At 66.4% G+C, this 21,220-nt stretch carries 18 protein-coding genes, 2 pseudogenes and 1 other annotated feature; of the genes and pseudogenes, 11 read left to right on the top strand and 9 right to left on the bottom strand.

Translation table 11 applies throughout. From position 1 onward, the window contains the following. Positions 1–10 precede the first annotated feature (10 nt). From A7X12_RS07520 to A7X12_RS07490, 7 genes are all read left to right on the top strand, one after another. On the top strand, positions 11–721 hold the full coding sequence (locus tag A7X12_RS07520; RefSeq protein ID WP_064311039.1) for a CoA transferase subunit A: 711 nt from the start codon (positions 11–13) through the stop codon (positions 719–721). Beyond that, on the top strand, positions 721–1,395 hold the full coding sequence (locus tag A7X12_RS07515) for a 3-oxoacid CoA-transferase subunit B (RefSeq protein WP_064311038.1): 675 nt from the start codon (positions 721–723) through the stop codon (positions 1,393–1,395). Before A7X12_RS07520 ends, A7X12_RS07515 begins: the two co-directional genes overlap by 1 nt. After that, complete coding sequence (gene pcaF / locus A7X12_RS07510) at positions 1,392–2,594, top strand: 3-oxoadipyl-CoA thiolase (RefSeq protein ID WP_157105527.1); 1,203 nt, start codon at positions 1,392–1,394, stop codon at positions 2,592–2,594. The genes A7X12_RS07515 and pcaF overlap by 4 nt, the downstream gene beginning before the upstream one ends. Beyond that, on the top strand, positions 2,591–3,388 hold the full coding sequence (gene pcaD, locus A7X12_RS07505) for a 3-oxoadipate enol-lactonase (RefSeq protein WP_064311036.1): 798 nt from the start codon (positions 2,591–2,593) through the stop codon (positions 3,386–3,388). Before pcaF ends, pcaD begins: the two co-directional genes overlap by 4 nt. 1 nt (position 3,389) lies before the next feature. Continuing rightward, complete coding sequence (locus A7X12_RS07500; protein ID WP_084445190.1) at positions 3,390–4,847, top strand: benzaldehyde dehydrogenase; 1,458 nt, start codon at positions 3,390–3,392, stop codon at positions 4,845–4,847. A gap of 38 nt (positions 4,848–4,885) precedes the next feature. Beyond that, the gene (locus tag A7X12_RS07495) at positions 4,886–6,004 is read left to right on the top strand and encodes an NAD(P)-dependent alcohol dehydrogenase (RefSeq protein WP_198161955.1); all 1,119 of its coding nucleotides are present in this window, start codon (positions 4,886–4,888) and stop codon (positions 6,002–6,004) included. Between the two features lie 74 nt (positions 6,005–6,078). Then, a complete protein-coding gene (locus A7X12_RS07490; RefSeq protein ID WP_064311033.1) occupies positions 6,079–7,608 on the top strand; it encodes a carboxylesterase/lipase family protein in 1,530 nt (509 codons plus the stop codon). A 196-nt stretch (positions 7,609–7,804) separates the two neighbouring features. On the opposite strand, the pseudogene A7X12_RS26750 reads toward A7X12_RS07490, so the two are convergent. From A7X12_RS26750 to A7X12_RS07460, 7 genes and pseudogenes are all read right to left on the bottom strand, one after another. After that, positions 7,805–8,054, bottom strand: a pseudogene (locus A7X12_RS26750) (hypothetical protein); the annotation flags it as partial. Between the two features lie 10 nt (positions 8,055–8,064). Next, entirely contained in the window at positions 8,065–8,847 is a 783-nt protein-coding gene (locus A7X12_RS07485) for a hypothetical protein (protein ID WP_064311032.1), read from the bottom strand. A gap of 21 nt (positions 8,848–8,868) precedes the next feature. Then, positions 8,869–9,069, bottom strand: coding sequence for a hypothetical protein (locus A7X12_RS07480; protein ID WP_064311031.1), 201 nt, complete (start codon positions 9,067–9,069; stop codon positions 8,869–8,871). 344 nt (positions 9,070–9,413) lie between these two features. Continuing rightward, a pseudogene (locus tag A7X12_RS24990) lies at positions 9,414–9,841 on the bottom strand (IS110 family transposase); the annotation flags it as partial. A gap of 403 nt (positions 9,842–10,244) precedes the next feature. Next, entirely contained in the window at positions 10,245–11,111 is an 867-nt protein-coding gene (locus tag A7X12_RS07470; RefSeq protein ID WP_064311029.1) for a TonB-dependent siderophore receptor, read from the bottom strand. 98 nt (positions 11,112–11,209) lie between these two features. Next, positions 11,210–13,258, bottom strand: a complete 2,049-nt coding sequence (locus A7X12_RS07465) for a TonB-dependent receptor plug domain-containing protein (protein ID WP_064311028.1) — start codon at positions 13,256–13,258, stop codon at positions 11,210–11,212. Between the two features lie 84 nt (positions 13,259–13,342). Next, positions 13,343–13,702: a DUF2946 family protein gene (locus A7X12_RS07460; RefSeq protein WP_064311027.1), complete on the bottom strand. Its 360-nt coding sequence runs from the start codon at positions 13,700–13,702 to the stop codon at positions 13,343–13,345. 364 nt (positions 13,703–14,066) lie between these two features. On the opposite strand from A7X12_RS07460, the gene A7X12_RS07455 reads away from it, so the two are divergent. After that, positions 14,067–14,327, top strand: coding sequence for a helix-turn-helix transcriptional regulator (locus tag A7X12_RS07455; protein ID WP_084445202.1), 261 nt, complete (start codon positions 14,067–14,069; stop codon positions 14,325–14,327). 101 nt (positions 14,328–14,428) lie between these two features. Here A7X12_RS07455 and A7X12_RS07450 read toward each other — a convergent pair whose 3' ends face one another. Together A7X12_RS07450 and A7X12_RS07445 are read right to left on the bottom strand one after the other, a co-directional pair. Continuing rightward, a complete protein-coding gene (locus tag A7X12_RS07450) occupies positions 14,429–15,415 on the bottom strand; it encodes an alpha/beta hydrolase (RefSeq protein ID WP_064311025.1) in 987 nt (328 codons plus the stop codon). A 161-nt stretch (positions 15,416–15,576) separates the two neighbouring features. After that, positions 15,577–16,407 carry an oxidoreductase gene (locus A7X12_RS07445; protein ID WP_064311024.1) on the bottom strand — a complete coding sequence of 277 codons (831 nt, stop codon included), beginning with the start codon at positions 16,405–16,407 and terminating at the stop codon, positions 15,577–15,579. A 106-nt stretch (positions 16,408–16,513) separates the two neighbouring features. Between A7X12_RS07445 and A7X12_RS07440 the strand changes: the two genes are divergently transcribed. The 3 genes from A7X12_RS07440 to A7X12_RS07430 all read left to right on the top strand — a co-directional run bounded on the left by A7X12_RS07440 (position 16,514) and on the right by A7X12_RS07430 (position 21,159). Beyond that, entirely contained in the window at positions 16,514–17,416 is a 903-nt protein-coding gene (locus A7X12_RS07440; protein WP_198161951.1) for a LysR family transcriptional regulator, read from the top strand. A gap of 158 nt (positions 17,417–17,574) precedes the next feature. After that, positions 17,575–17,630 (top strand) — a sequence feature (sul1 is cis-regulatory element that is thought to sense ions involved in sulfur or methionine metabolism; They are found in Alphaproteobacteria). Positions 17,631–17,687: 57 nt separating this feature from the next. Then, positions 17,688–19,184: a SulP family inorganic anion transporter gene (locus A7X12_RS07435; RefSeq protein ID WP_064311022.1), complete on the top strand. Its 1,497-nt coding sequence runs from the start codon at positions 17,688–17,690 to the stop codon at positions 19,182–19,184. 67 nt (positions 19,185–19,251) lie between these two features. Beyond that, complete coding sequence (locus tag A7X12_RS07430) at positions 19,252–21,159, top strand: BCCT family transporter (RefSeq protein ID WP_064311021.1); 1,908 nt, start codon at positions 19,252–19,254, stop codon at positions 21,157–21,159. The last annotated feature ends 61 nt before the right edge of the window (positions 21,160–21,220 follow it).

Genomic DNA, 21,220 nt, shown 5'->3' with positions numbered 1-21,220 from the left:
GGATCGAATTATGACCAGCAAAATCTATGACAGCCCGGCCGCCGCGTTGGAGGGGCTGCTGTTCGACGGCATGACGATCATGTCCGGCGGCTTCGGCCTTTCGGGCAATCCCGAGAGCCTGATTCCCGTCATCCGTGCATCGGGGGTCCGGCAGCTGACGGTCATCTCCAACAATGCCGGCGCCGACGGGTTCGGGCTGTGGATGCTGCTGGAAAGCCGGCAGATCCGCAAGATGATCTCGTCCTATGTGGGCGAGAACAAGCTGTTCGAGCAGCAATATCTCTCCGGCGACCTGGAGCTGGAGCTGACCCCGCAGGGCACGCTGGCCGAACGCATCCGCGCCGGCGGCGCGGGCATTCCTGCCTTCTATACGCGCACGGGCGTCGGCACCGTCGTCGCCGAAGGCAAGCCCGTCGAGACGTTCGAGGGCGAGGAGTATGTGCGGGAGACCTGGCTCCGGGCCGACCTTTCGATCGTCAAGGCGTGGCGCGCCGATCCGGCAGGCAATCTGATGTTCCGAAAAACCGCGCGCAACTTCAATCCGAACATGGCGACGGCTGGCCGCGTGACCGTCGCCGAGGTGGAGGAGATCGTGCCCGAGGGCAGCTTTGATCCCGATTGCATCCACACGCCCGGAATTTACGTCGATCGCATCGTCCGCGCGACGATCAACGAGAAGCGGATCGAGAAGCTGACCACGCGCGAAAGGGAGGATGCCTGATGCCCGGCGACACGAACGGCTGGACCCGCGATGCGATGGCGGCGCGGGCCGCGCGCGAACTGAAGGACGGCTACTACGTCAATCTCGGTATCGGCATCCCGACGCTGGTGGCCAATCATGTGCCTGCCGGGATCACCGTGACGCTGCAGAGCGAGAACGGGATGCTGGGCATCGGCCCCTTCCCCTATGCCGGCGAACAGGATCCTGACCTGATCAATGCCGGCAAGCAGACCGTAACAGCACTGCCGACCTCCAGCTTCTTTTCCTCGGCGGACAGTTTCGCGATGATCCGCGGCGGCCATATCGACATGGCAGTGCTCGGCGCGATGGAAGTAGCGGCCAACGGCGATCTCGCCAACTGGACGATCCCGGGCAAGATGGTGAAGGGCATGGGCGGCGCGATGGACCTGGTCGCCGGTGTTCGCCGCGTTGTGGTGGTGATGGACCATGTCGCGAAAGACGGCACGCCGAAGATCCTCGAACGCTGCACCCTGCCGTTGACCGGCCGCGCCTGCGTCGACCTGATCATCACCGACCTGGGCGTCCTGGAGGTGGATCGGCGACAGGGTAGACTGACCCTGACCGAGGTGGCGCCGGGCATCACGGTCGAGGAGATTTCCGCGAAGACCGCGGCACCGCTATGGGTCGGGCTCACGCCGGAGCCCGCGCTGTGAGGGCGGCGTTCCTATGCGATGCGCGCCGGACGCCGATCGGACGTTATGCGGGTGCGCTATCGTCCATCCGGGCCGACGATCTCGCCGCGATGCCGATCACCGCGCTGATCGAGCACGCCGCCATCGATCCCGCAGCGTTCGACGACGTGATCCTGGGCTGTGCAAACCAGTCCGGGGAAGACAATAGGAACGTCGCGCGCATGGCGGCGCTGCTTGCCGGGCTGCCCGAAACGGTGGGCGGCGCAACGATCAATCGCCTGTGCGCCTCCGGCCTGGACGCGATCGGCACCGCCGCGCGTGCGATCCGGGCGGGTGAGGCCGACCTGCTGATCGCGGGCGGCGTGGAGAGCATGAGCCGCGCGCCGTTCGTCCTGGCCAAGGCTGAAAGCGGCTTCTCGCGACAGGCGGAGATCCACGACACGACCATCGGCTGGCGGTTCGTCAACCGGCGGATGCAGGCGCGATATGGCGTCGATTCGATGCCCGAGACCGGCGAGAATGTCGCCACCGACTTCGCCGTCTCGCGGGCGGATCAGGATCTGTTCGCGCTGCGCAGCCAGCAGCGGGCCGCAGCGGCACAGGCCGCCGGCTTCTTCGCGGACGAAATCGTGGCAGTGACGGTCACCGACCGCAAGGGCCGCGAGACCCGGGTCGACACCGACGAGCATCCCCGCGCGGACACCACGATCGACACGCTGTCTAGGCTCCGCCCCGTGGTCCGTGCCGACGGAACGGTGACGGCAGGCAATGCTTCGGGCGTGAACGACGGTGCGGCGGCGATGATCATCGCCAGCGAGATGGCGGTACGGGACCATGGCCTTACGCCGCGTGCGCGCATCCTGGGCATGGCGAGCGCAGGCGTCCCGCCGCGGATCATGGGCATCGGCCCCGTGCCCGCGACGCAGAAGCTCCTGGCCAGGCTCGGACTGTCCCTGGCGGCGATCGACGCGATCGAGTTGAACGAAGCCTTCGCCGCGCAAGGGCTTGCGGTGCTGCGCGGATTGGGGCTGGCGGACGACGACCCTCGCGTCAATCCGAACGGGGGCGCCATCGCGCTGGGGCATCCGCTCGGCATGTCGGGCGCGCGCCTTGCCATGACGCTGGTGCACCAGCTCGAAGCCTCGGGCGGCAAGTTGGGGCTGGCGACGCTGTGCGTTGGCGTCGGCCAAGGCCTGGCGCTGGCGGTCGAGCGGTTGTGAGCGCGCAGCACCTCGGGCTGGGCGACGGCTGTCGCCTCGCGTGGACCAGCGATGGCAATCCGGCCAAGCCGGCGCTGATCCTGTCCAACTCGCTCGGCACCGATCGCACGATGTGGGCGCCGCAGATGGAGGCGCTGGTGCAGCGTTTCCATGTGATCCGCTACGATACGCGCGGACATGGTGCGTCGGACGCACCGAAGGGTGGCTATGGGCTCGACCGGCTGGGTCGCGACGTGCTCGAACTCGCCGACGCCCTGGGGCTCGACCGGTTCGCCTTTTGCGGCCTCTCGCTCGGCGGCATGACGGCGCAGTGGCTGGGGGTTCAGGCGGCGGGCAGGCTCAGCCGACTCGTCATCGCCAACAGCGCGCCGTGCATGGGCCCGGCCACGGCGTGGGATGCACGGATCGCGGCCGTGCGCAGCCAAGGCATGGCGGCGATCGCGGACGCCGTGGTCGAACGCTGGTTCACCCCGGACTTCCGCGCCGATCCGGCCAATATCGCGGCCATCCTGGCGACGCTGCACGCCACCGATCCGGAGGGGTATGCCGGCTGCTGCGCGGCAATCCGCGACATGGACATGCGCCCGCTGCTGGGGCTGATCCGCACGCCCACGCTGGTGATCGGCGGCACGCGCGATCCGGCGACGCCTCCGGTGCAAACGACTGCGCTGCTCGAAGGCATCCCGCGCGCGACCTGCGTGATGCTCGATGCGGCACATCTGTCCAATCTCGAGCGGCCCGAAGCCTTCACGGCCGCGCTGCTCGATCATCTCAAAGATACCAGTGGAGAGTGATATGACGTCCCTGTTCGACGATGGACATCTTGACGGCCGCCTGTTCGACGGTGGCTGGGTGAAGGCGGACGAAATCTACGATGTGATCGAACCTGCGACCGGCGCAGTGCTGGCACGCGCCGGCTCGGCGGATGCGGCCATCGTCGCTCGCACGACGGCGACGGCACGCGCCGCGCAGGCGGGTTGGGCCGCCGCCGCCCCGGATGCGCGCGCGAGCATCTTCCCGAAGGCCGCCGCGCTCGCCCGCGCACACTGGGACGCGATCGTTACCTGGATCATGCGCGAAAGCGGCTCCGTGCGCGCCAAGGCCGAATTCGAGCTGTCGATCACGGTCAAGGCGATCGAACTGGCCGGTGCGATGCCCCATCAGGCGCAGGGGCTCGTCCTGCCCAGCGAAGCGGGGCGTCTGAGCCTCGCCCGGCGTCGTCCGCTTGGCGTGGTCGGCGTGATCGCACCGTTCAATTTCCCGCTCTACCTTGCGATGCGGGCGGTGGCGCCGGCCCTCGCCGTCGGCAATGCGGTGGTGCTCAAGCCCGACCCGCGCACGGCGGTGTGCGGAGGCTATGTGATCGCGCGCCTGTTCGAGCTGGCCGGGCTGCCGGCCGGCCTGCTCGCGGTACTCCCAGGTGGCGGACCAGCGGGGGCAGCGCTGTGCGAGGATCCCAATGTTGCGATGATCCAGTTCACCGGATCGACCGGCGCCGGGCGCAAGGTGGGTGAGGTAGCGAGCCGGCATCTCAAGAAGGTTTCGCTGGAACTCGGCGGAAAGAACGCCCTCATCGTCCTCGACGATGCCGACCTCGATCTGGCCGCGCGCAACGCCGCATGGGGGGCCTGGCTGCACCAGGGGCAGATCTGCATGACGACCGGGCGGATCCTCGTCCATCGCGCGATCTTCGATGCCTTCGCGGCCAGGCTGGTCGAGAAGGCGCGGGCACTCCCGGCGGGCGACCCGATGTCCGACGCGGTCGCGGTCGGTCCCCTCATCAACCGGTCGCAGCTCGACCATGCCCGCGAGATCCTCGAGCGCAGCGTCGCGTCGGGAGCGCGGGTGGCGGCGGGCGGCACGGTCGACGGGCTTTGCATGGCGCCTACCGTGCTGGAGGGCGTGCTGCCCGGCATGGCGGCGTTCGACGAGGAGATTTTCGGGCCGGTCGCCGTGCTGGTTCCCTTCGATACCGACGAACAGGCGATCGCGATGGCCAACGACACCGACTATGGCCTGTCCGCAGCGGTGATCTCGAACGACGTCGGTCGCGCCATGGCGATCGGCGAGCGGCTCCGCGCCGGGCTGGTCCACATCAACGATCAGACCGTGAACGACGAGGTGGTCAACCCCTTTGGCGGCGTCGGCGCCTCCGGCAACGGTTCGTCGATCGGCGGCCCGGCCAATTGGGAGGAATTCACGCATTGGCAGTGGCTGACCGTGAAGGGCGCCGCCCCCGCCTATCCGTTCTGATCGCCCCGAAAACGGGACAAAACTTCCAGGAGATGACGATGACCGAATTGCGTGAAATCACCGCCGCCGTAACCCGCGCGCAGGGCGCTCCCTTCGCGATCGAGACCGCGAAGATCGCCGCGCCTCGCCCAGGCGAAGTGCTGGTCCGGATCGTCGCGGTGGGCGTCTGCCACACCGATATCATCGTGCGCGACCAATATTATCCGGTGCCGCTCCCCGCAGTGCTCGGTCATGAGGGATCGGGCGTGGTCGAAGCGATTGGTGCCGGCGTGACCGCGGTCGCACCGGGGGACCATGTCGTCCTCAGCTTCGCTTCGTGCGGTGTCTGCCATCCGTGCCTCTCCGGGCACCCCGCGCATTGCGCCGAGTTCTTCGGGTTGAACTTCGGCGGCGGGCGGAAGGACGGCTCAACGGCCACCTGCGATGCCCATGGGCATGTGCTGCATGATCATTTCTTCGGTCAGTCGTCGTTCGGCAGCTTTGCGATCGCGCAGGAACGCAACGTCGTCAAAGTCGCGAAGGACGCGCCGCTGGAACTGCTAGGTCCGCTGGGCTGCGGCATCCAGACCGGCGCGGGAGCCGTGCTCCGCGCGATGAAGGTGCCGGCCGGTGCCAGTTTTGCCGCTTTCGGCTCGGGCGCGGTGGGCCTCAGCGCGATCATGGCCGCGCGTGTCGCCGGGGCGACGCAGATCATCGCGGTCGACGTGACGCCGAGCCGGCTGGAACTGGCGAGAGAACTCGGCGCTACCCACATCGTCAACAGCCGGGAAACAGACCCGGTGGCTGCGATCCAGGATATCACCGGCGGCGGCGCCGATTTCACGCTCGAGAGCAGCGGCCGGCCGGATGTTCTGCGCCAGGCAATCGATGCTCTCGCCATCCTGGGGACCTGCGGGATCGTCGGTGCCCCAAAGCTCGGCACCGAAGCCAACTTCGACGTGAATATGGTGATGGTGCCGGGCAAGCGGATCATGGGCATCGTGGAGGGGGACGCGGTGCCGCAGGTCTTCATCCCGGAACTCATCGCGCTCCACGCCCAGGGGCGGTTCCCGTTCGACCGGCTGGTCAAATTCTACGACTTTGCAGACATCAATCAGGCGGTCGCCGACAGCGAGAGCGGGAAGACGATCAAACCGATCCTTCGGTTGCCGGCCTGACCGAAGCGGCGAGGCTGCCCTGCACAGCCTCGCCCGCCCCGAATGCGCAGATCGACCGATTCAAGGTGCCCGAGATGTCGATTGACCCGACGAATTCCTCCGATCTTCTCGTCGAGACCCGATCCGGCGTGGTACGCGGCGTCGTTGAAGACGGCGTCCGCACCTGGCGCGGTATCCCCTTTGCCGCGCCACCGATCGGCGATCTGCGGTTCCGGGGGCCGCGCCCACCAGCGCCTTGGCAGGGTATCCGCGATGCGCGGGTATTCGGACCGCTCCCCATGCAGAAGCGCGGTTTCGAAGCGATCGGCGGCGCGGGAGCAGCGACACCGATGGACGAGGACTGCCTGAGCATCAACGTCTCGGCGCCGCTCGACGCCCGTAAAAGTCCGCGGCCGGTCGTGGTCTGGATTTATGGCGGCGGCTTCTCGTTGGGTGGGAGCCGCGCGCCGCTCTATCGCGGCCAGCATCTCGTCGACCACGGGGATGTCGTCTTCGTCAGCTTCAACTACCGTGTCGGCATTTTCGGCTTTTCAGATTTCAGTGGCTGGTCGACCGACGCTTACCCGATCGACAGCAATCCCGGACTGCGCGACCAAGTGACTGCGCTCACCTGGGTGCGGGAGAATATCCACGCCTTTGGCGGCGATCCCGGCAACGTCACGATCGTAGGGCAGTCTGCGGGGGCGATGTCGGTGGTTACGCTGATGTGTGTTCCCGCAGCACGGGGCCTGTTCCACCGCGCATTCGCGATGAGCGCTGCCGGCATCAGCGTCTATGGGCCGGAGCGACACCAGCAGTTCGCCCGCAAGCTTCTGACGATGCTGGGCATCGATCCGGAGGACAAGGACGCGGCGGCGCGTGCACTCCGGCACCTGCCGGCGGAAGACTTGAACGCGGTGGCCGCGCGCTTCTTCTACGACGTCGCGCCAGACCGGTACCCTGGTTTTCTGCCGAGTTCCCCGGTGATCGACGGTGAATTCCTACCGCAGCATCCTATCGACGCCTTTCGGGACGGCACCGCCCATCCTGTCCCTTTGGTGATCGGTACCATGTCGCGCGAAGGCGCCATGCTGGACAAGGCCCTGCCCGTGCTCTGCAGCCGGGTGAACCGGCTGGAGGCAATGTTTGCATGCGAAGCGCCTGCGCTGCGCACCCGCATCGCGGCGGCCTATCCCGGGTATCCGTCGCCGCGTACCGCTATCGATATCGCCGGAGACCTCAATTTCTGGCTGCCAGCCATCCTGATCGCGGAGGGACATGCGCGGTTTGCCGATTGCTGGGTCTATCGATTCGATTACGCCACGCCCCTGACGCGCTTGTTGTTCGGGGAAGCCACGCACGGCCTCGATCTTCCGATGGTGTTCGGCACCACCGGCGAGGGGGAACTGGGTCGCCTCGATCTCTTCCGCTGGCGGCGCTCCAGAATGGTGAGCCAACGCTTCCAGCGGGCCTTCCTGGATTTTGCACAGGGCAATTCTCCCGCATGGCGGCGATACGATGCGGCAAACCGGGTTACGCATGTCTTCGATGCCCGCGACCGAGACGAAAACGATCCCCGAAAGGCGCGGCGAATCGCATGGGGTGGGTATCGCGGCCCAGCGTAGCGGCCGATATCAACGTCCCTGAGGCACTCCTAACGCTCCATCCACCCGGTCTTCCGAACGGCCGATCCGGTCGCCACAAGGATGGGTGAACGTGGTGACATCATCACGCTGCGTAATTCCGTGGCAGTCGCCAGCGGCCGTAGTCCATTCCCCAATGACAAGGGGATAAGTCCAGCACGGCAAGAGGCCGCCGTTAAACGAAAATGAAGCTCGACACCCACAGCATGTTCGGTGCCGGCGCGTAGAATCTCCGATTGACGTGATCGAAGCGGTCACGGCGCCGCTTTGTCGCTGACGGTGGTGCGCACCGGCTTACCCCGGATCACCCCCGCCAGCCCTTCGCAGCCATTCCAACGATGCAGCGCATTGCCAGAACCTTGGGCTGCTCCGCCCATCTCGCGCATCCGCCGAGCAACCGTACGGCTGACGACTGGAAATCCCTCCCGCGGCGGTCGGTCAGCGTATGATGGTGATGTCTGGGGCGAGATTCGCGACTAGGTGCTCGACCGCCGACACGTCGTCGCGAGCGACGATCGCGAATATCAAACCGTCGCTGCCGTCACCCATCTTGACGACGTCATAACCGGCGGCTGCGACCGCAGCGCGATCGATCGGCCCCGACGGGCGCATGCGACATGCGGCGAGATCGAGGATCATGTCGTCGACCGTGTCTTCGTTCCAGTCGACCAGAGCGACCCAACCTTCGTCGCGCAGGACTTCGAGAAACGCCCCCATCCGCGCCGTTTCCGGCGAGTCTCCCTGATCCACGAAGAACCCGTCGCGCAGCCGCCTGCGCGCGGCCGCGACCGATAGGCCTGACAGGAGATGGTGGAGCTCGGCGAACTGCTTCTGCCACGCTGGTATCCGTGCGGCCTTCGCCACCGGCTCTGCCGCGGGCAGCACCTGCTCGGCCCAGAGCATCAGCGCGGAAAGATACTTCTCCTGCCGGGCGGTCAGATCCTCGGTTTCGCGCCGCCCCGCCTGATGGTGGAGCGTGATGCTCGCCTCGCCCTTCGGCGGCAGGCGCAGCCGAAAGCGGGCATGGAGCAGCGCATGGCCCAGCACGTCGCAGCGTAATGCTATCTTCAGGCTCAGCTCCGCTCCATTGCGCGTGCGCGTGCACTCCGCGATCCGGTTGTTATCACGCGCCTTCAGCGATTGGCCGACGGGACAATGGCCGACTAGAGCCAAGACGCGGTCGGCATAATGGTTAGCGAGGTCAAAATGGCCATCGGTCATGCGATTATCCTGCACGTGAGCCTATTGCGGCGGCACGATCACGGCAGTCAGGCCGGCGATGTCGCGGCCGGCGTCCGCCACCATACCGGATGCGCCGCGTGCAGCGTCGAGGAAGTCCGCTTCCGACGCGATCACATAATTGCAGCCGACAAACAGGCTGTCGGCGGGCGGCACGGCCAGCGCCAAGATGATGAGCACCAGGAGGGGCATGGAGCGGATCATTACCCCCGATCCTGCCATTACGGGCCCGTCCGGGCAACAATGGACCGAACTTGACCGGTTTTGACATCGTCGTCAGCCATCGAGGACATGAGAATCCTAGCGTCCCTGCTGCTCGGCTTCGTCATCGTGCGGGCGGGCACGGCCGTCGCAGAGGCGATCGACCCGACCGTCTTCGGCTCCTGTGTCGAAGGGGGATGTGGTTACGCAGCGATGCTCGTCGCTCTGCTGGGCACGCTGGTCCTCACGCCACTGCTTTGGTTCGCACTGGCGCGCGCGGGGCCGGTCAGCCAGCTGCTGCTCGGCATCCTGCGGTTCGTGCTGATCGGCCACTTCATCCTGCCGTTGTGGCCACGCAATGCGTTGACCAACTGCGTTCGCTGCCGAACGACGAGATCGCGGGTGCGGAACACCATGCCGGCCGCCTGCTGCTCCTCGCTCTTGACCGCCACGAAGCGCATGCCCGGCCGCTGCACAGCCTCGCAGATCGCCTCGGCATCGACCACATCGTTCTTATGCCGCTCACGAACGGCTTGACGTAGGCCGGCGGGATGAGCCGAACCTCATGCCCCATCGCCCGCAACTCACGCGCCCAGTGATGCGCACCGCTGCACGCCTCCATCGCGACCAGGCACGCCGGCTGCTTCGCGAAGAAGTCGAGCAGCTCCGCCCGGCTGAGCTTGCGGCTGAACACCATGACGCCACGCTCGTCAGCGCCGTGCGCATGGAAAACGGTCTTGGCGATATCCAGCCCGATTGTGATAGCTTGCGACACGGACGCCTACCTCAGTGGTGCTTCAACACCTCCACTTTGGCACATCGATGCCGTCGGGGGGCGTCCACCCCATCAGCAAAGTCCCGTTATTCGCCATCGCCAGCGGGCGAATCCTGGACGTGCGCGCGTCTTATTCGGGCGCCTCGCCGGGTCCAAGCACGGGGGTTTCATTGACTTCGCAACCGCCAGCACCGCGGAAGTCGAACACCCTCCGCTTCTTTCTAAAATTTGCATTCTGGGCGCCGAATGGCAATGTCTCGTTGTGCGTTCGACTGACACAGAGCTGGAATCATCGGCTATTTTGGAATCGAACCCACCCCACATTTGCAAGTGACGGTATATCGCACGGTATCCAGGCTGACGGTATATTGCATAAATCTTTGATTTAAATTCTGTATTTCAGCTAGTTCGACTCCGTCCCCGGAAAGGCGTTGCGCCGGATCGTGCCTGCGAGCGCTGCATCGGCCGGCAGGCCCGAATATTCCAAGGTGCTGCAGTGGCTGAACTGCCCTTGGACCAGCAGATCGGTTGCTGCGTCGATCTGGTAAGAAAGACTGGGCTGGATCGACCAGCGACGCCCATCGACCTTGTCGATCCAGCTGTCGTTGCGCTGGTACTCGCCCGCGATACGCGTTGCCAGGCCATCCGCGAGCGGCACGTTCAGCTCGCCATAGGGATTCCACGTCGAGAAGCTGCCCGCCCGCAGCGCAAGCGTGCCGCCCAGCCTGTCCCCTGGGCGCTCGCTTTCGAGGTTGATGATGCCGCCGAGCGGCGTGCCGAGGCCGCCCCCGTACAGCGTGGCGCTCGGGCCCTTGAGCACATCGATCCGGGCGACGCCGACCAGGCCGTTCGGATCATAGGCCTGCTGGTTGCCCGCAAAAACCGGCAGCCCATCGAGATACACCTCTGCCGGGAAGCCGCGGATGATCGGCGGGATGAACAGCACTTCATCGGATCGCGTCGGCGTGACGCCCGAGACGTTGACCAGCGCCTCGCCGAGCGTGCGCCGGTCCTGTTCCTCGATCAGGGTGCGGGTCAGCACCTGGATCGACTGGGGAACCTGGATGAGCGGCGTGTCGGTCCGCGTGCCCGCATCGGTCGCGGGCACCCCATAGCCACCCCGAACACCGATCACGAGGATGTCGCCGGTCCAGCCCTCCTGCCCGCGCTCGGGCGGCTGCGCAGGCGTGGTGGACTGCGCCCAGGCGCTTGCGGCGGTCATGAAGGCGGATACGGATATAGCGGACTTCGCGAGGAAGGCGTTTTGCATGAACGATACTTTCGAAAGGCCATGACGGGCACGCCGCAGGGCGGCCATCGTGGCTGGGAAATGAGGGTGGCGCGGCCATGCGCCTGCGGACGCTCGCATCACGGCGTTCCGAGCTTGACGCGAACGCCGGCCATCGCCGTGAACGGTTTGCCGTAGAGCGCTGCGGTGAAGCCGTCGTTGGTGCCGATATAGCGGTGATCGAACAGGTTCTCGATTTGCCCGAAAACCTCGAGATCGCGCCGCACCGCCATGCTCGCCCCGAGGTCGGCGATGAAATGCGCGTCGGTCCGGTAGATCGCGTCGGGGTCGCCATTGGTTCGCGCCAGGTAGCGGACGCGCGGGCTGACCCGGATGCCGCGCGGGCCGGTCCAGTCCAGGCTCGCGCTCGCCCGGTGCCTGGGGACGCCGGGCTGCTGCACGCCGACGCTGGCCGGATCCTCGGGGTTCCGGGTGACGATCGAATCCGCATAGGTATAGGCGATGGTGCCGGCGAGACTGGCACTCGGCCGCCAGGTTAGTTCCGCCTCCACGCCGCGACTGCGGGCGCGGCCTGCGTTGATCAGCCGCGCGCCGATATCGAATCCCGGCGGCAGCATGGCAGGATCGAGGTAGCGATAGGTCAGGAAGTCCGAGATGCGGCTGGCATAGGCGGTCACCTGCACGCGCAGCGCACCGCGATCCATGTCGAACCCGGCCTCCGCGCCCTCCAGCGTTTCGGGCTTGAGCGCGGCATTGGCGTAGAGGATGTAGCCCGGCACCGAGGCACCGCGATACAGATTGTCGAGCGTCGGCGCGCGGAAGGCACGGTAGACGGCACCGCGGAGCGCAAAGCCGGCGGGCAGCGCGTATCGAAGGGAGAGACGCGGATCGACGTCGCTGTCGTGACGGCTGGCCACCCTGCCCAGCCCGCCGGGCGTGTCGTCCACGCCGTGAAAACTGTAGAAATCCTGGTAGCGGACGCTCAGCAGCATCTGCAGCCGATCGACGGGACGCACCTCCACCTGCACAAAGCCGCCCAGGAACCGCTGGTTGCCTGAGCCGGTGTCGATCCGCACCAGCGCGCCCGTCTCGTCGAATATCCGAGCATGGTCGCTGCCCCGAATGCCGTGATAATCGGTACCTGCCGATACCGAGCGAACGACGCCCGAGAAGCTTTGCGTCCACAGCAGCGACGCCCCCCAGTCGGTCGCGCGCGTGCGATGGCTGTTCTGGACGAACTCGACGTCGTTGGGATTGGCGCCGGTCGGCGCGCCCGGGTTGTTGGTGACGAAATGCTCGTCATTGTGGAAGACGGTAAGGTCCAGCGCCGCGCCCGCGCGCGGGGCCCAGCGCAACGCGCCGGTGTAGCGCCACGTCCGCTGCTCGTTGGTGTTGGCCCGCGTGAGGAAGGTCTGGTCATTGTCGTAATAGCTGACCCGGCCGCGTGCGGTGAGCTCGGGTGCCAGGTCGACATTGCCGGACAGCGCGGCGGTGCGGGCGGTGAACGACGTCGGGACCGTCGCCGCGCCCCGCGCGCTCTCGACCTGCTCGACATAGCCGTCGCTATGGCTGATGCCGGCATCGAGCCCAAGGCCGAAGCCCTTCCCCGCCAGCGCGGCATGGCCGTCGCCGCGATAGCTGCCCCGGCTGCCGCCGGCCGCCTCCGCCACGAGGCTGGTCCGGTCGATCGGCTTGGTCAGGATGTTGATGACCCCGCCCATCGCGTAATTACCCCAAAGCGGCGCGCCGCCACCGCGGACCACCTCGATCCGGTCGACCGTCTCGAGCGGAACTTCGCTCCACTGGACATAGCCGAAGAACGGATCGTTGATCGGCGCTCCGTCCAGCAGCACCAGCGCGCGAATGCCGCTCAATCCGCGCATCGAGACGATCGTATTGGTCGGGTGCTGCTCGTTGGTGCCGGCGATCGGCAGATCCACCGAGGGGATGCGGCGCAGCACTTCATTGATCGAGCGCGCCGGGGTGCGCTCGATCTGGTCGCCGGTGACGACCGAGACGCTCGCCGGAACCTCGGCGAGCGCACGCGCCGAACGGGTGGCGGTTACGACGATGTCGCCAGGAGACGCAGGCACGGATTGGCCGAAGGCCGGAACATGGGCAAGCAGGCACGGCAGCGCGCCGCCTGCCAGCAGGAGGGGTCGTTGCATGGGAAAACCTTTGATCGGCCGGACGCGCCAAGGCGCCGGCGACGGATCACGAGCGTAGCGCGACGGGCGACACGCAGCGGTGGATCAACGCCGGATCGGGGGTCCCCGCAGGGGTGGCCGCAGAAAGGTCGGCTGTTCGGGGACGGGCAATCGGGCTCGAGCGACTCCGACCGCCATCACGAAGGCGATCAGCGCTGCGAGCTGCAGCGGATCGATCGCGCCGGTAGCAGCGGCCGAGAGCCCGGCGAACGCGCACGGCAGTTCCGCCTTGCCATGGTGCTTCGGCGCGGCCGGGTCGGGCATGCTTTCGCGAACCGCGGGCACGGCCATGGGCGCGCCGGTACCCGAGCAGAAACCAATGAACGGGCGGCCATGGTCCGTATCCACCATGTAGCCGCTGGGCACCAGCAGCTTCAGCAGCAGCGCCGCAGTGCAGAGCAACATGGCCAGATTGCGTTGCGCGAGAAGGTGCCGGACGGCTTGCACCCCGATGACCTAGCGGCATGAAGACAAGGTGTCACTTGGACAATATGTTACATGGACGTTTGTCCAGGCGCGCTAGCGGCCGTTGGCCCGGTCTAGTTTGGCATTCGATGATTGCCACCTCACATTGAGGTTGCCTGAGAGCAGGCCAAGGCGACGTCGGTAAACGCTCGGGCAGTTATCGCAGTGCTTCGGGCAGCGAAGGGCGACCTGCACCGATCAGGGCATTTGCTGCCCCATCTCAGCTCTCCCCTGTAAGCGAACCGAGGTGCAAAGCGGCGAGCAGCACAATCATCAACCCTTTTGACGACGCAAGGTGATCGCGATGCAATCCACCGCTACTGATCGCATTCTTCGGCTCAAGGCGGTGCTGGCCCTGACAGGCCTCACCCGCTCTACCCTCTACCGGAAAATGGAAGCAGGCACCTTCCCCCAGAGCATCCAGATCAGCACTCGGTGCACGGGGTGGCGCGCATCCGCCATCGAGCGCTGGATTGACAACCCGCCACCTATCGGACCACCGTGCATCCAGACCGATGAAGCGGCGGCAGATCAATTGGCTCGAGCTAGTGTCTGCTTCACGTGATCCGCAGGCCCCACTGATCGCAAATGCGTTCTCAGACGGTCGGGAGCCCCTTAGTCAACAGCGTTACGTCGCCTGAAGATTGCCGTAGCAGTGAAACTGCCTCATCCCCACCGAGCCTCTACGAACCGGGATAGCTCAGCCGCCAGTTCATTGTCCTCCGGCGTGTTCCCCTGGAACCCTCCGTGCGGCATCGCCTCGAACACGTGCAGTTCGGCGGCCACGTTTACCTGACGCAGCGCCCGGTGCATTCGTACCGCATTGGACAGGAACAGGTCGCGGGTGCCGGATTGGACGAAGGTCGGCGGAAAGTCCGTCAAGTCTCCGAACAGGGGCGAGAGATAAGGGTGCGACAGATCGGCCGCACCGGCATAGAGTTCATTGTTCCGCATCAGCGACGTGGGCAACACTACGTCGACCATCTGGTTGATCTGGAAGCTGTCGCCGGACTCGGTCAGATCCACCTGCGGGGAAAGCAGGATCAGCCCGGCAGGCATGGGTAGCCTTTCCCGCTTCGCCCGAAGGAGCATCGCGGCGGCCAGATTGCCGCCCGCCGATCTTCCTCCGACGACGATGCGCGACGACGCGTGCCGCTCCAGCACATAGCGGTACGCCGCCATCGCGTCATCGAGCCCTGCAGGATAGGGATGCTCGGGCGGCATCCGATAGTCGACGCCGTAGCAGATCGCCTGGTGCTGATCCGCCTGCATCTGCGCTTGCATCCGACAGGCCTCGCCGCCGCCCAACACAAATGCTCCGCCATGGAAATCCACATAGGCACGATCTGGCACACCCAGGGTCTCGGGCGTCGCGACATGGATCGTGGCCGTACCGGTTCGAACGGTCTCGACGGTGGCGCGCAAGGTACCGGCCAGCACCTTTACCGCCGCTGCATAGTGCCCGTCCGCGGCGGCCTTGAGCTGCATCCAGCCGGCATGGTCATCCGGCGAGGGCATGGTGTAGCGCGCATTCAGCGGAACGCCGTCCTCGTTTACCTGCCGCCCGAGACGGTCGCGCGCCGCCTCGCTTATCGACGAGGGGAACGGGATCCGCCGGGCTTGCACCAGTACTCCGTTTTTCTGGTCGCTCATGTCGTTACGCTACTCGCCATGCTTGCCGGGTCGCGGGTACACCGTCCCGCCGACCTTGGTGGTGCTGCTGTAGCGCGCCCTCTCGCATATTCGCAAACGGACCTCGTCGGGGAGACGGCCCTCCCTCTGATCCAGAGTGAAGGCCGCCCAGCTTCGATCGATCAGGCGCCTTGCTGATAATCGGTCGAGCGCGTCACCGTTTCCCAGCGATCGATCTCGTCGATCACCGTGTCGAGTTTCTCGCGAGCGCGCCGCAACGCGTCGCTCCCGAGCAGCAGGTGCAGCGGCGGGTTGGGCGCGTCGACCAGTTCGAGGATCGCCGCGGCCGCCTTGTCCGGATCGCCGAGCTGCCGCCCGGCCATCGCGTCGAGCCTTGCGATCCCCGTGCCGACGCTATCCGCATAGTGCGCGCCGCCGCCCTGGCTGCGCCGGATCGAATGGTCGCTGAGAAAGTCGGTACGGAAGGCACCGGGCGCGATCGCCGTGGCCTTAAGACCGAAGGGCGCGATTTCCTGCGCCAGGCTCTGCGTCAGCCCTTCGAGCGCCGACTTGGTCGCGGAATAGAGGCCGGAGGACCCCGCCGGGGCACGCCCCGCAATCGAGGTGATGTTGAGGATGTGACCGCTGCCCTGCCGCCGCAACGCCGGGAGCGCCGCCCGGATCACCGCGAAGGGTGCGAAGACGTTGACCGCGAACAGCCGCTGGAATTCCGCGTCGGTCGCTTCCTCCAACGCGCCCAGCAGGCCGTAGCCGGCGTTGTTGACCAGAACATCGATTTGGCCAGCCTTGTCGAAGGCCGCGCCCACGGCGGGCGCGATCGCCGCCGCGTCGGTCAGGTCGACGGGGATGACATGCAGCGTCCCGCTGCCCGCATCGAGGTCCGGTGCCCCCTCGCGCACCGTGCCAACAACGGTGTCGCCCCGCGCCAGCGCGGCCTGCGCAAGGGCCTTGCCAAGCCCGCGGGAAATGCCGGTGATGAACCAAGTCTTCATAGCTGTTCTCCTTCGATCCCGGAGATAGCCTTTAATTCGAGCGGGATAATCAGCCGGCTGCTACCCGGGCTTGTAAGACCAGCTTCACAATGCTGAGATGCGCCGCATGATCCATCCCAGCGAGTTCGGTGCCCTGCGCGCCTTTGCGGCCGTGGCCGAGCAGCGGAGTTTCAGCAGGGCGGCCGAGCAGCTGGGAGTATCCTCCTCAGCGCTAAGCCAGCTGATCCGCGGGCTGGAGGAGCGGCTGGGAATCCGGCTGCTCCATCGCACCACCCGCAGCGTCTCGCTCACCGAAGCTGGCGCCGCCCTGCTTGCCGAGGTCGCGCCGGCGATCGACAGCCTGGCCGGCGCGCTGGAACAGGCCCGCAGCGCCGCGCGGCAGCCGACCGGTACCGTGCGCCTGCACTGCTTCCATGCCGCCGCCGACCGGTTCGTCGTGCCGATCCTGCCGAAACTGGCGTGCGCCTTCCCCGACATCACGCTGGATCTCACCATCGACGACACGGTCGTCGATCTCGTCGGCAGCGGCTATGACGCCGGGATCCGCATCGGCGAACTGATCGAGCGCGATATGGTCGCACTCCGGCTTGGCGGCGATATTCGGCAGCTGGCGGTCGCTGCGCCTGCCTATCTTGCCGAGCACGGGGTTCCGCAAACGCCGAAGGACCTGCTGCAGCATCGCTGCATCCGCTGGCGCTGGCCGGGGCAGCCGGGCCCCTATGCGTGGGAGTTCTTCGAGAAGGGGCACTGGTTCTCGGTCGCCGTGGAAGGCCCGCTGATTACCAGCAGCCGCGCGGTGATGGTCGACGCGGCGCTGGCCGGCGTCGGCATCGCCTTCCTCAAGGAGGAGTCCGTGGTCGCAGCCTTCGCCCGGGGCGAACTCGTTCCGCTCCTGACCGAATGGTCGATCCCCTTCCCCGGCTATTATCTGTGCTACCCCCAGCAGCGGCAGATGGCGCCGGCGCTGCGCGCGGTGATCGACACGATCCGCGTGGCTGCGCCCGATTAGCAGCGCGTGCTTGATCGCGGGCTTCTTCGACCGCTTGATGTGGCTGCCGAGACCTGCTCGCCCGAGCCCTACAAATGCCCCGCGCCACCTTCGCAGAAGTCTTCGTGGCGCAGAGATGTTGCGTCGATCCCGCTAAGCATCTATGCGCCGCACATTCGCAAGGACCCGGTGAAATTCCGGGTGGCTATTCCGGCCGCCGATCCGCCGGACAACAACACGCACCAATTCTGTCGGCGCTGCTTGGCGCCCTGTGCCCTGTTGTGGATTTTCAATGACCTTCGATTTTACTGCGTACCGCCGCCAGTGGTTCACGGGCGGCATCGCCGCTCGCCAGGACCTGCTGGCCGGCATCGTCGTCGCTCTGGCGCTGATCCCCGAGGCGATCGGCTTTTCGATCATCGCCGGGGTCGACCCGCGCGTGGGGCTCTACGCTTCCGTCGCGATCGCGATGACCATATCCCTGGTCGGGGGGCGCCCCGGGATGATCTCGGCCGCGACGGCGGCAGTCGCCGTCCTCGTCGGGCCGCTCGTGCGCGAACACGGCGTCGAATACCTCTTCGCGGCAACGATCCTGATGGGCCTGATCCAGATCGCGGCCGGCATGCTGCGGCTCGATCTGGTCATGCAGTTCGTCTCGCGTTCGGTCATCACCGGCTTCGTCAACGCCCTCGCCATCCTGATCTTCCTGGCGCAGCTGCCGCAGCTGACGAATGTCGGCTGGCAGACCTACGCGATGGTCGCCGCCGGCCTGGCGATCCTCTACGGCTTTCCCCGCATCACCAAGGCGGTGCCCTCGCCGCTGGTCGCCATCCTCGTGCTGAGTGCGGTCAGCATCGCGTGGTCGCTGCCGGTTCACACGGTGGGCGACATGGGCAAGCTGCCGCAGGGTTTGCCGAGCTTCGCCCTGCCGCGCGTCCCGCTCACCCTGGAGACGCTGCAGATCATCCTGCCCTATGCACTCACCATGGCAGCGGTGGGGCTGCTCGAATCGCTGCTCACCGCGCAGATCGTGGACGACATGACCGACACCGACAGCAACAAGCGCCGGGAATGTGGCGGACAAGGCGGCGCGAACATCGTTGCGGCCCTGTTCGGCGGCATGGGCGGCTGCGCGATGATTGGCCAGTCCGTCATCAACGTCACCTCCGGTGGCCGAGGCCGCCTCTCCACCTTCGTCGCAGGCGCCTTCCTGCTCTTCCTCCTCGCCGTGCTGGGTCCCTATGTCGGGCGGGTGCCGATGCCGGCGCTGGTGGCGGTGATGATCATGGTCTCGATCGGCACCTTCAGCTGGAACTCGATTGCGAACCTTCGCCGTCACCCGCCGACCTCCTCCATCGTGATGCTGACCACGGTCGCGGTGGTGGTCGCGACGCACGATCTGTCGCTGGGCGTCCTTGCGGGCGTCCTGCTTTCCGGGATCTTCTTCGCGGGCAAGGTGCAGCGCATGTTCTCGGTGGAGCGGGAGCTTTCCGCAGACGGCACGGGCGCCGTCTACCGGGTGTCGGGCGAAATCTTCTTCGCCTCGGTCAACCGCTTCACGCGCGCCTTCCAGGCGGAGGATCGCGCGGAGCGGGTGGTGATCGATGTGACGGCGGCCCATTTCTGGGACATCTCCGGCGTCGGCGCGCTCGACAAGATCGTCGCCCGGCTACGTCGCGACGACCGGGACGTCGAGGTAATCGGCTATAACCGTGCGAGCGCGGACATTGTCGATCGTTTCGCGCTCCACGACAAGACCGGTGTCGAACTGGGCCTGGCGCCGCACTGAACACTCCGGTGGCGCGCGACGGCAGTTGCCGCCACCTTTTCGCCCGACCAGCGTTCAGCGTGCACATATGCTGAAAAGTGCAATCACCCCCCGTGTGTTCTGGGGCGCCTCGGCGCTCATCCTGGCGTTGCTCGGCGTCACCATCGCGATGCCCGGCAGCGCCGACCTGGTCTTCAAGGCGGCGCAGGCCTGGACCATCGACACGTTCGGCTGGTTCTACATCGCCGCCGTCGCGGTGTTCCTGGTCGTCGTCCTCACGCTCGCCTTCGGGCCGGCGGGCAAGCTCAAGCTCGGGCCGGACGATGCCGAACCTGACTTCCCCTATCTTTCCTGGCTGGCGATGCTGTTTGCCGCCGGCATGGGCATCGGGCTGATGTATTTTGCCGTCGCGGAGCCGATCCAGCACTATATCTCGCCCCCCGAGGCCAAGAGCGGCACGATCGACGCGGCGCGGGAGTCGATGGCGATCACCTTCCACCATTACGGCGTCCATGCCTGGGCGATTTACGCGCTGGTCGGGCTGAGCCTCGCCTATTTCACCTATCGCAAGGATCTGCCGCTCACCCTGCGCTCGGGGCTGGCACCGATCCTCGGCAAGCGCATCAACGGACCGCTCGGCGACGCCATCGATATCTTCGCGGTGTGCGGCACGGTGTTCGGCGTCGCCACGTCGCTGGGCTTCGGCGTCTCGCAGATGACGGCGGGCCTGGCCTATATCTACGCGCTCCCCGACACGCTGACCGCCAAGATCGTCGTGATCGTGCTGGTGATGGGGGCGGCGACGCTGTCGGTGCTGAGCGGCGCGGACCGCGGCGTCCGGCGTCTGTCTGAGCTGAACCTGATCATGGCCGTGCTGCTGATGCTGTTCGTACTGGTGCTTGGCCCGACCCTGTTCCTGCTCCGCGCGCTGGTGCAGAATTTCGGCCTGTATCTCGATCACTTCGTGATGCGCACGTTCACGCTCTACGCCTATGAGCCGCGCGCCTGGATGGCGGATTGGACGCTGTTCTACTGGGCGTGGTGGATCGCCTGGTCGCCCTTTGTCGGCATGTTCATCGCCCGCATCTCGCGCGGGCGGACGATCCGCGAGTTCGTCATCGGCGTGCTGTTCGTGCCCACCGCATTCACCTTCCTGTGGATGACGGTGTTCGGCAACACCGCGATCTCGCTCGACCTGGGCGCGGCATCGGGCGGAATCGCGCAGGCGGTGCAGGCCAATCTCTCCACCGCGCTGTTCAAGTTCCTGGAGTATCTGCCCGCCGCGAGCGTCACCTCCACCCTGGCCATTCTGCTCGTGGCCGTGTTCTTCGTCACCTCCGCCGACTCCGGCGCGTTGGTGATCGACACGCTCGCCTCCGGCGGCAAGGAAGACACGCCGCGCTGGCAGCGGATGTACTGGTGCGTGCTGCTGGGCGCGACGGCGACGCTGCTGCTGGTGGCGGGCGGGCTCGGCGCGCTGCAAGCGGCGACCCTGCTGGCCGCCCTGCCCTTCTGCTTCATCATGCTGCTGCTCGCCTATGGACTGGTGAGACAAACCAACGCCGACTTGGCCGGCGTGGCGATCCCCGACGAGGCACCTGCGATCAGCGAACGATTGAAGCGGCTGGTACTCCCTGCGCGAAGGTCCGACATTCTCGAACAGATCCATCGCAACGGCGAGCCGGCGCTGCGCGCCGTCTACACAGCGATGCAGGCTGAGGGTTGGACCGATCTGCTGCTCGAGATCGAAGAAGGGCAGGTGGCGCTTATCGTCGGCAGCCAGAGCGAACGACCATTCACCTACCGCTTGTTGCCGCGCGCTCGGCCCCTGGCCGCCTATACGGCGCTGGAGGCGTCCGAAGCGCGCCGCAGCATCGGCTGGTCACTTGCCGTCGAAAGGCTTCCCCCCGCCAAGTCGCGCGACCTCACCGGATTCTCCAGGCGGCAGATTACCGGGGAGGTGCTCAGCGCGCTGGAACGATGGAAGGCTCGCTGATCGCACAAGGATCGTCGACACCGGAGATCATTCCCTGGCAGACAACGACATGCTCGACCGG

This window comes from Sphingomonas sp. TDK1 (genome assembly GCF_001650735.1).
Taxonomy (GTDB): domain Bacteria; phylum Pseudomonadota; class Alphaproteobacteria; order Sphingomonadales; family Sphingomonadaceae; genus Sphingomonas.
Note: the sequence above shows the minus strand (reverse complement) of the source record. Positions and strands in the feature narration are given on the sequence as shown.

What these genes read in the sequence shown, in the direction of transcription:
- A7X12_RS07500 (WP_084445190.1), top strand. Translation starts at nt 3,390, where the DNA reads ATGACGTCCCTGTTCGACGATGGACATCTTGACGGCCGCCTGTTCGAC.
- A7X12_RS07515 (WP_064311038.1), top strand. Translation starts at nt 721, where the DNA reads ATGCCCGGCGACACGAACGGCTGGACCCGCGATGCGATGGCGGCGCGG.
- A7X12_RS07465 (WP_064311028.1), bottom strand. Translation starts at nt 13,258, where the DNA reads ATGCAACGACCCCTCCTGCTGGCAGGCGGCGCGCTGCCGTGCCTGCTT.
- A7X12_RS07435 (WP_064311022.1), top strand. Translation starts at nt 17,688, where the DNA reads ATGACCTTCGATTTTACTGCGTACCGCCGCCAGTGGTTCACGGGCGGC.
- A7X12_RS07485 (WP_064311032.1), bottom strand. Translation starts at nt 8,847, where the DNA reads ATGACCGATGGCCATTTTGACCTCGCTAACCATTATGCCGACCGCGTC.
- A7X12_RS07495 (WP_198161955.1), top strand. Translation starts at nt 4,886, where the DNA reads ATGACCGAATTGCGTGAAATCACCGCCGCCGTAACCCGCGCGCAGGGC.
- A7X12_RS07440 (WP_198161951.1), top strand. Translation starts at nt 16,514, where the DNA reads ATGATCCATCCCAGCGAGTTCGGTGCCCTGCGCGCCTTTGCGGCCGTG.
- A7X12_RS07430 (WP_064311021.1), top strand. Translation starts at nt 19,252, where the DNA reads ATGCTGAAAAGTGCAATCACCCCCCGTGTGTTCTGGGGCGCCTCGGCG.
- A7X12_RS07480 (WP_064311031.1), bottom strand. Translation starts at nt 9,069, where the DNA reads ATGATCCGCTCCATGCCCCTCCTGGTGCTCATCATCTTGGCGCTGGCC.
- A7X12_RS07470 (WP_064311029.1), bottom strand. Translation starts at nt 11,111, where the DNA reads ATGCAAAACGCCTTCCTCGCGAAGTCCGCTATATCCGTATCCGCCTTC.
- A7X12_RS07445 (WP_064311024.1), bottom strand. Translation starts at nt 16,407, where the DNA reads ATGAAGACTTGGTTCATCACCGGCATTTCCCGCGGGCTTGGCAAGGCC.
- A7X12_RS07490 (WP_064311033.1), top strand. Translation starts at nt 6,079, where the DNA reads ATGTCGATTGACCCGACGAATTCCTCCGATCTTCTCGTCGAGACCCGA.
- A7X12_RS07455 (WP_084445202.1), top strand. Translation starts at nt 14,067, where the DNA reads ATGCAATCCACCGCTACTGATCGCATTCTTCGGCTCAAGGCGGTGCTG.
- A7X12_RS07520 (WP_064311039.1), top strand. Translation starts at nt 11, where the DNA reads ATGACCAGCAAAATCTATGACAGCCCGGCCGCCGCGTTGGAGGGGCTG.
- A7X12_RS07450 (WP_064311025.1), bottom strand. Translation starts at nt 15,415, where the DNA reads ATGAGCGACCAGAAAAACGGAGTACTGGTGCAAGCCCGGCGGATCCCG.
- A7X12_RS07460 (WP_064311027.1), bottom strand. Translation starts at nt 13,702, where the DNA reads ATGTTGCTCTGCACTGCGGCGCTGCTGCTGAAGCTGCTGGTGCCCAGC.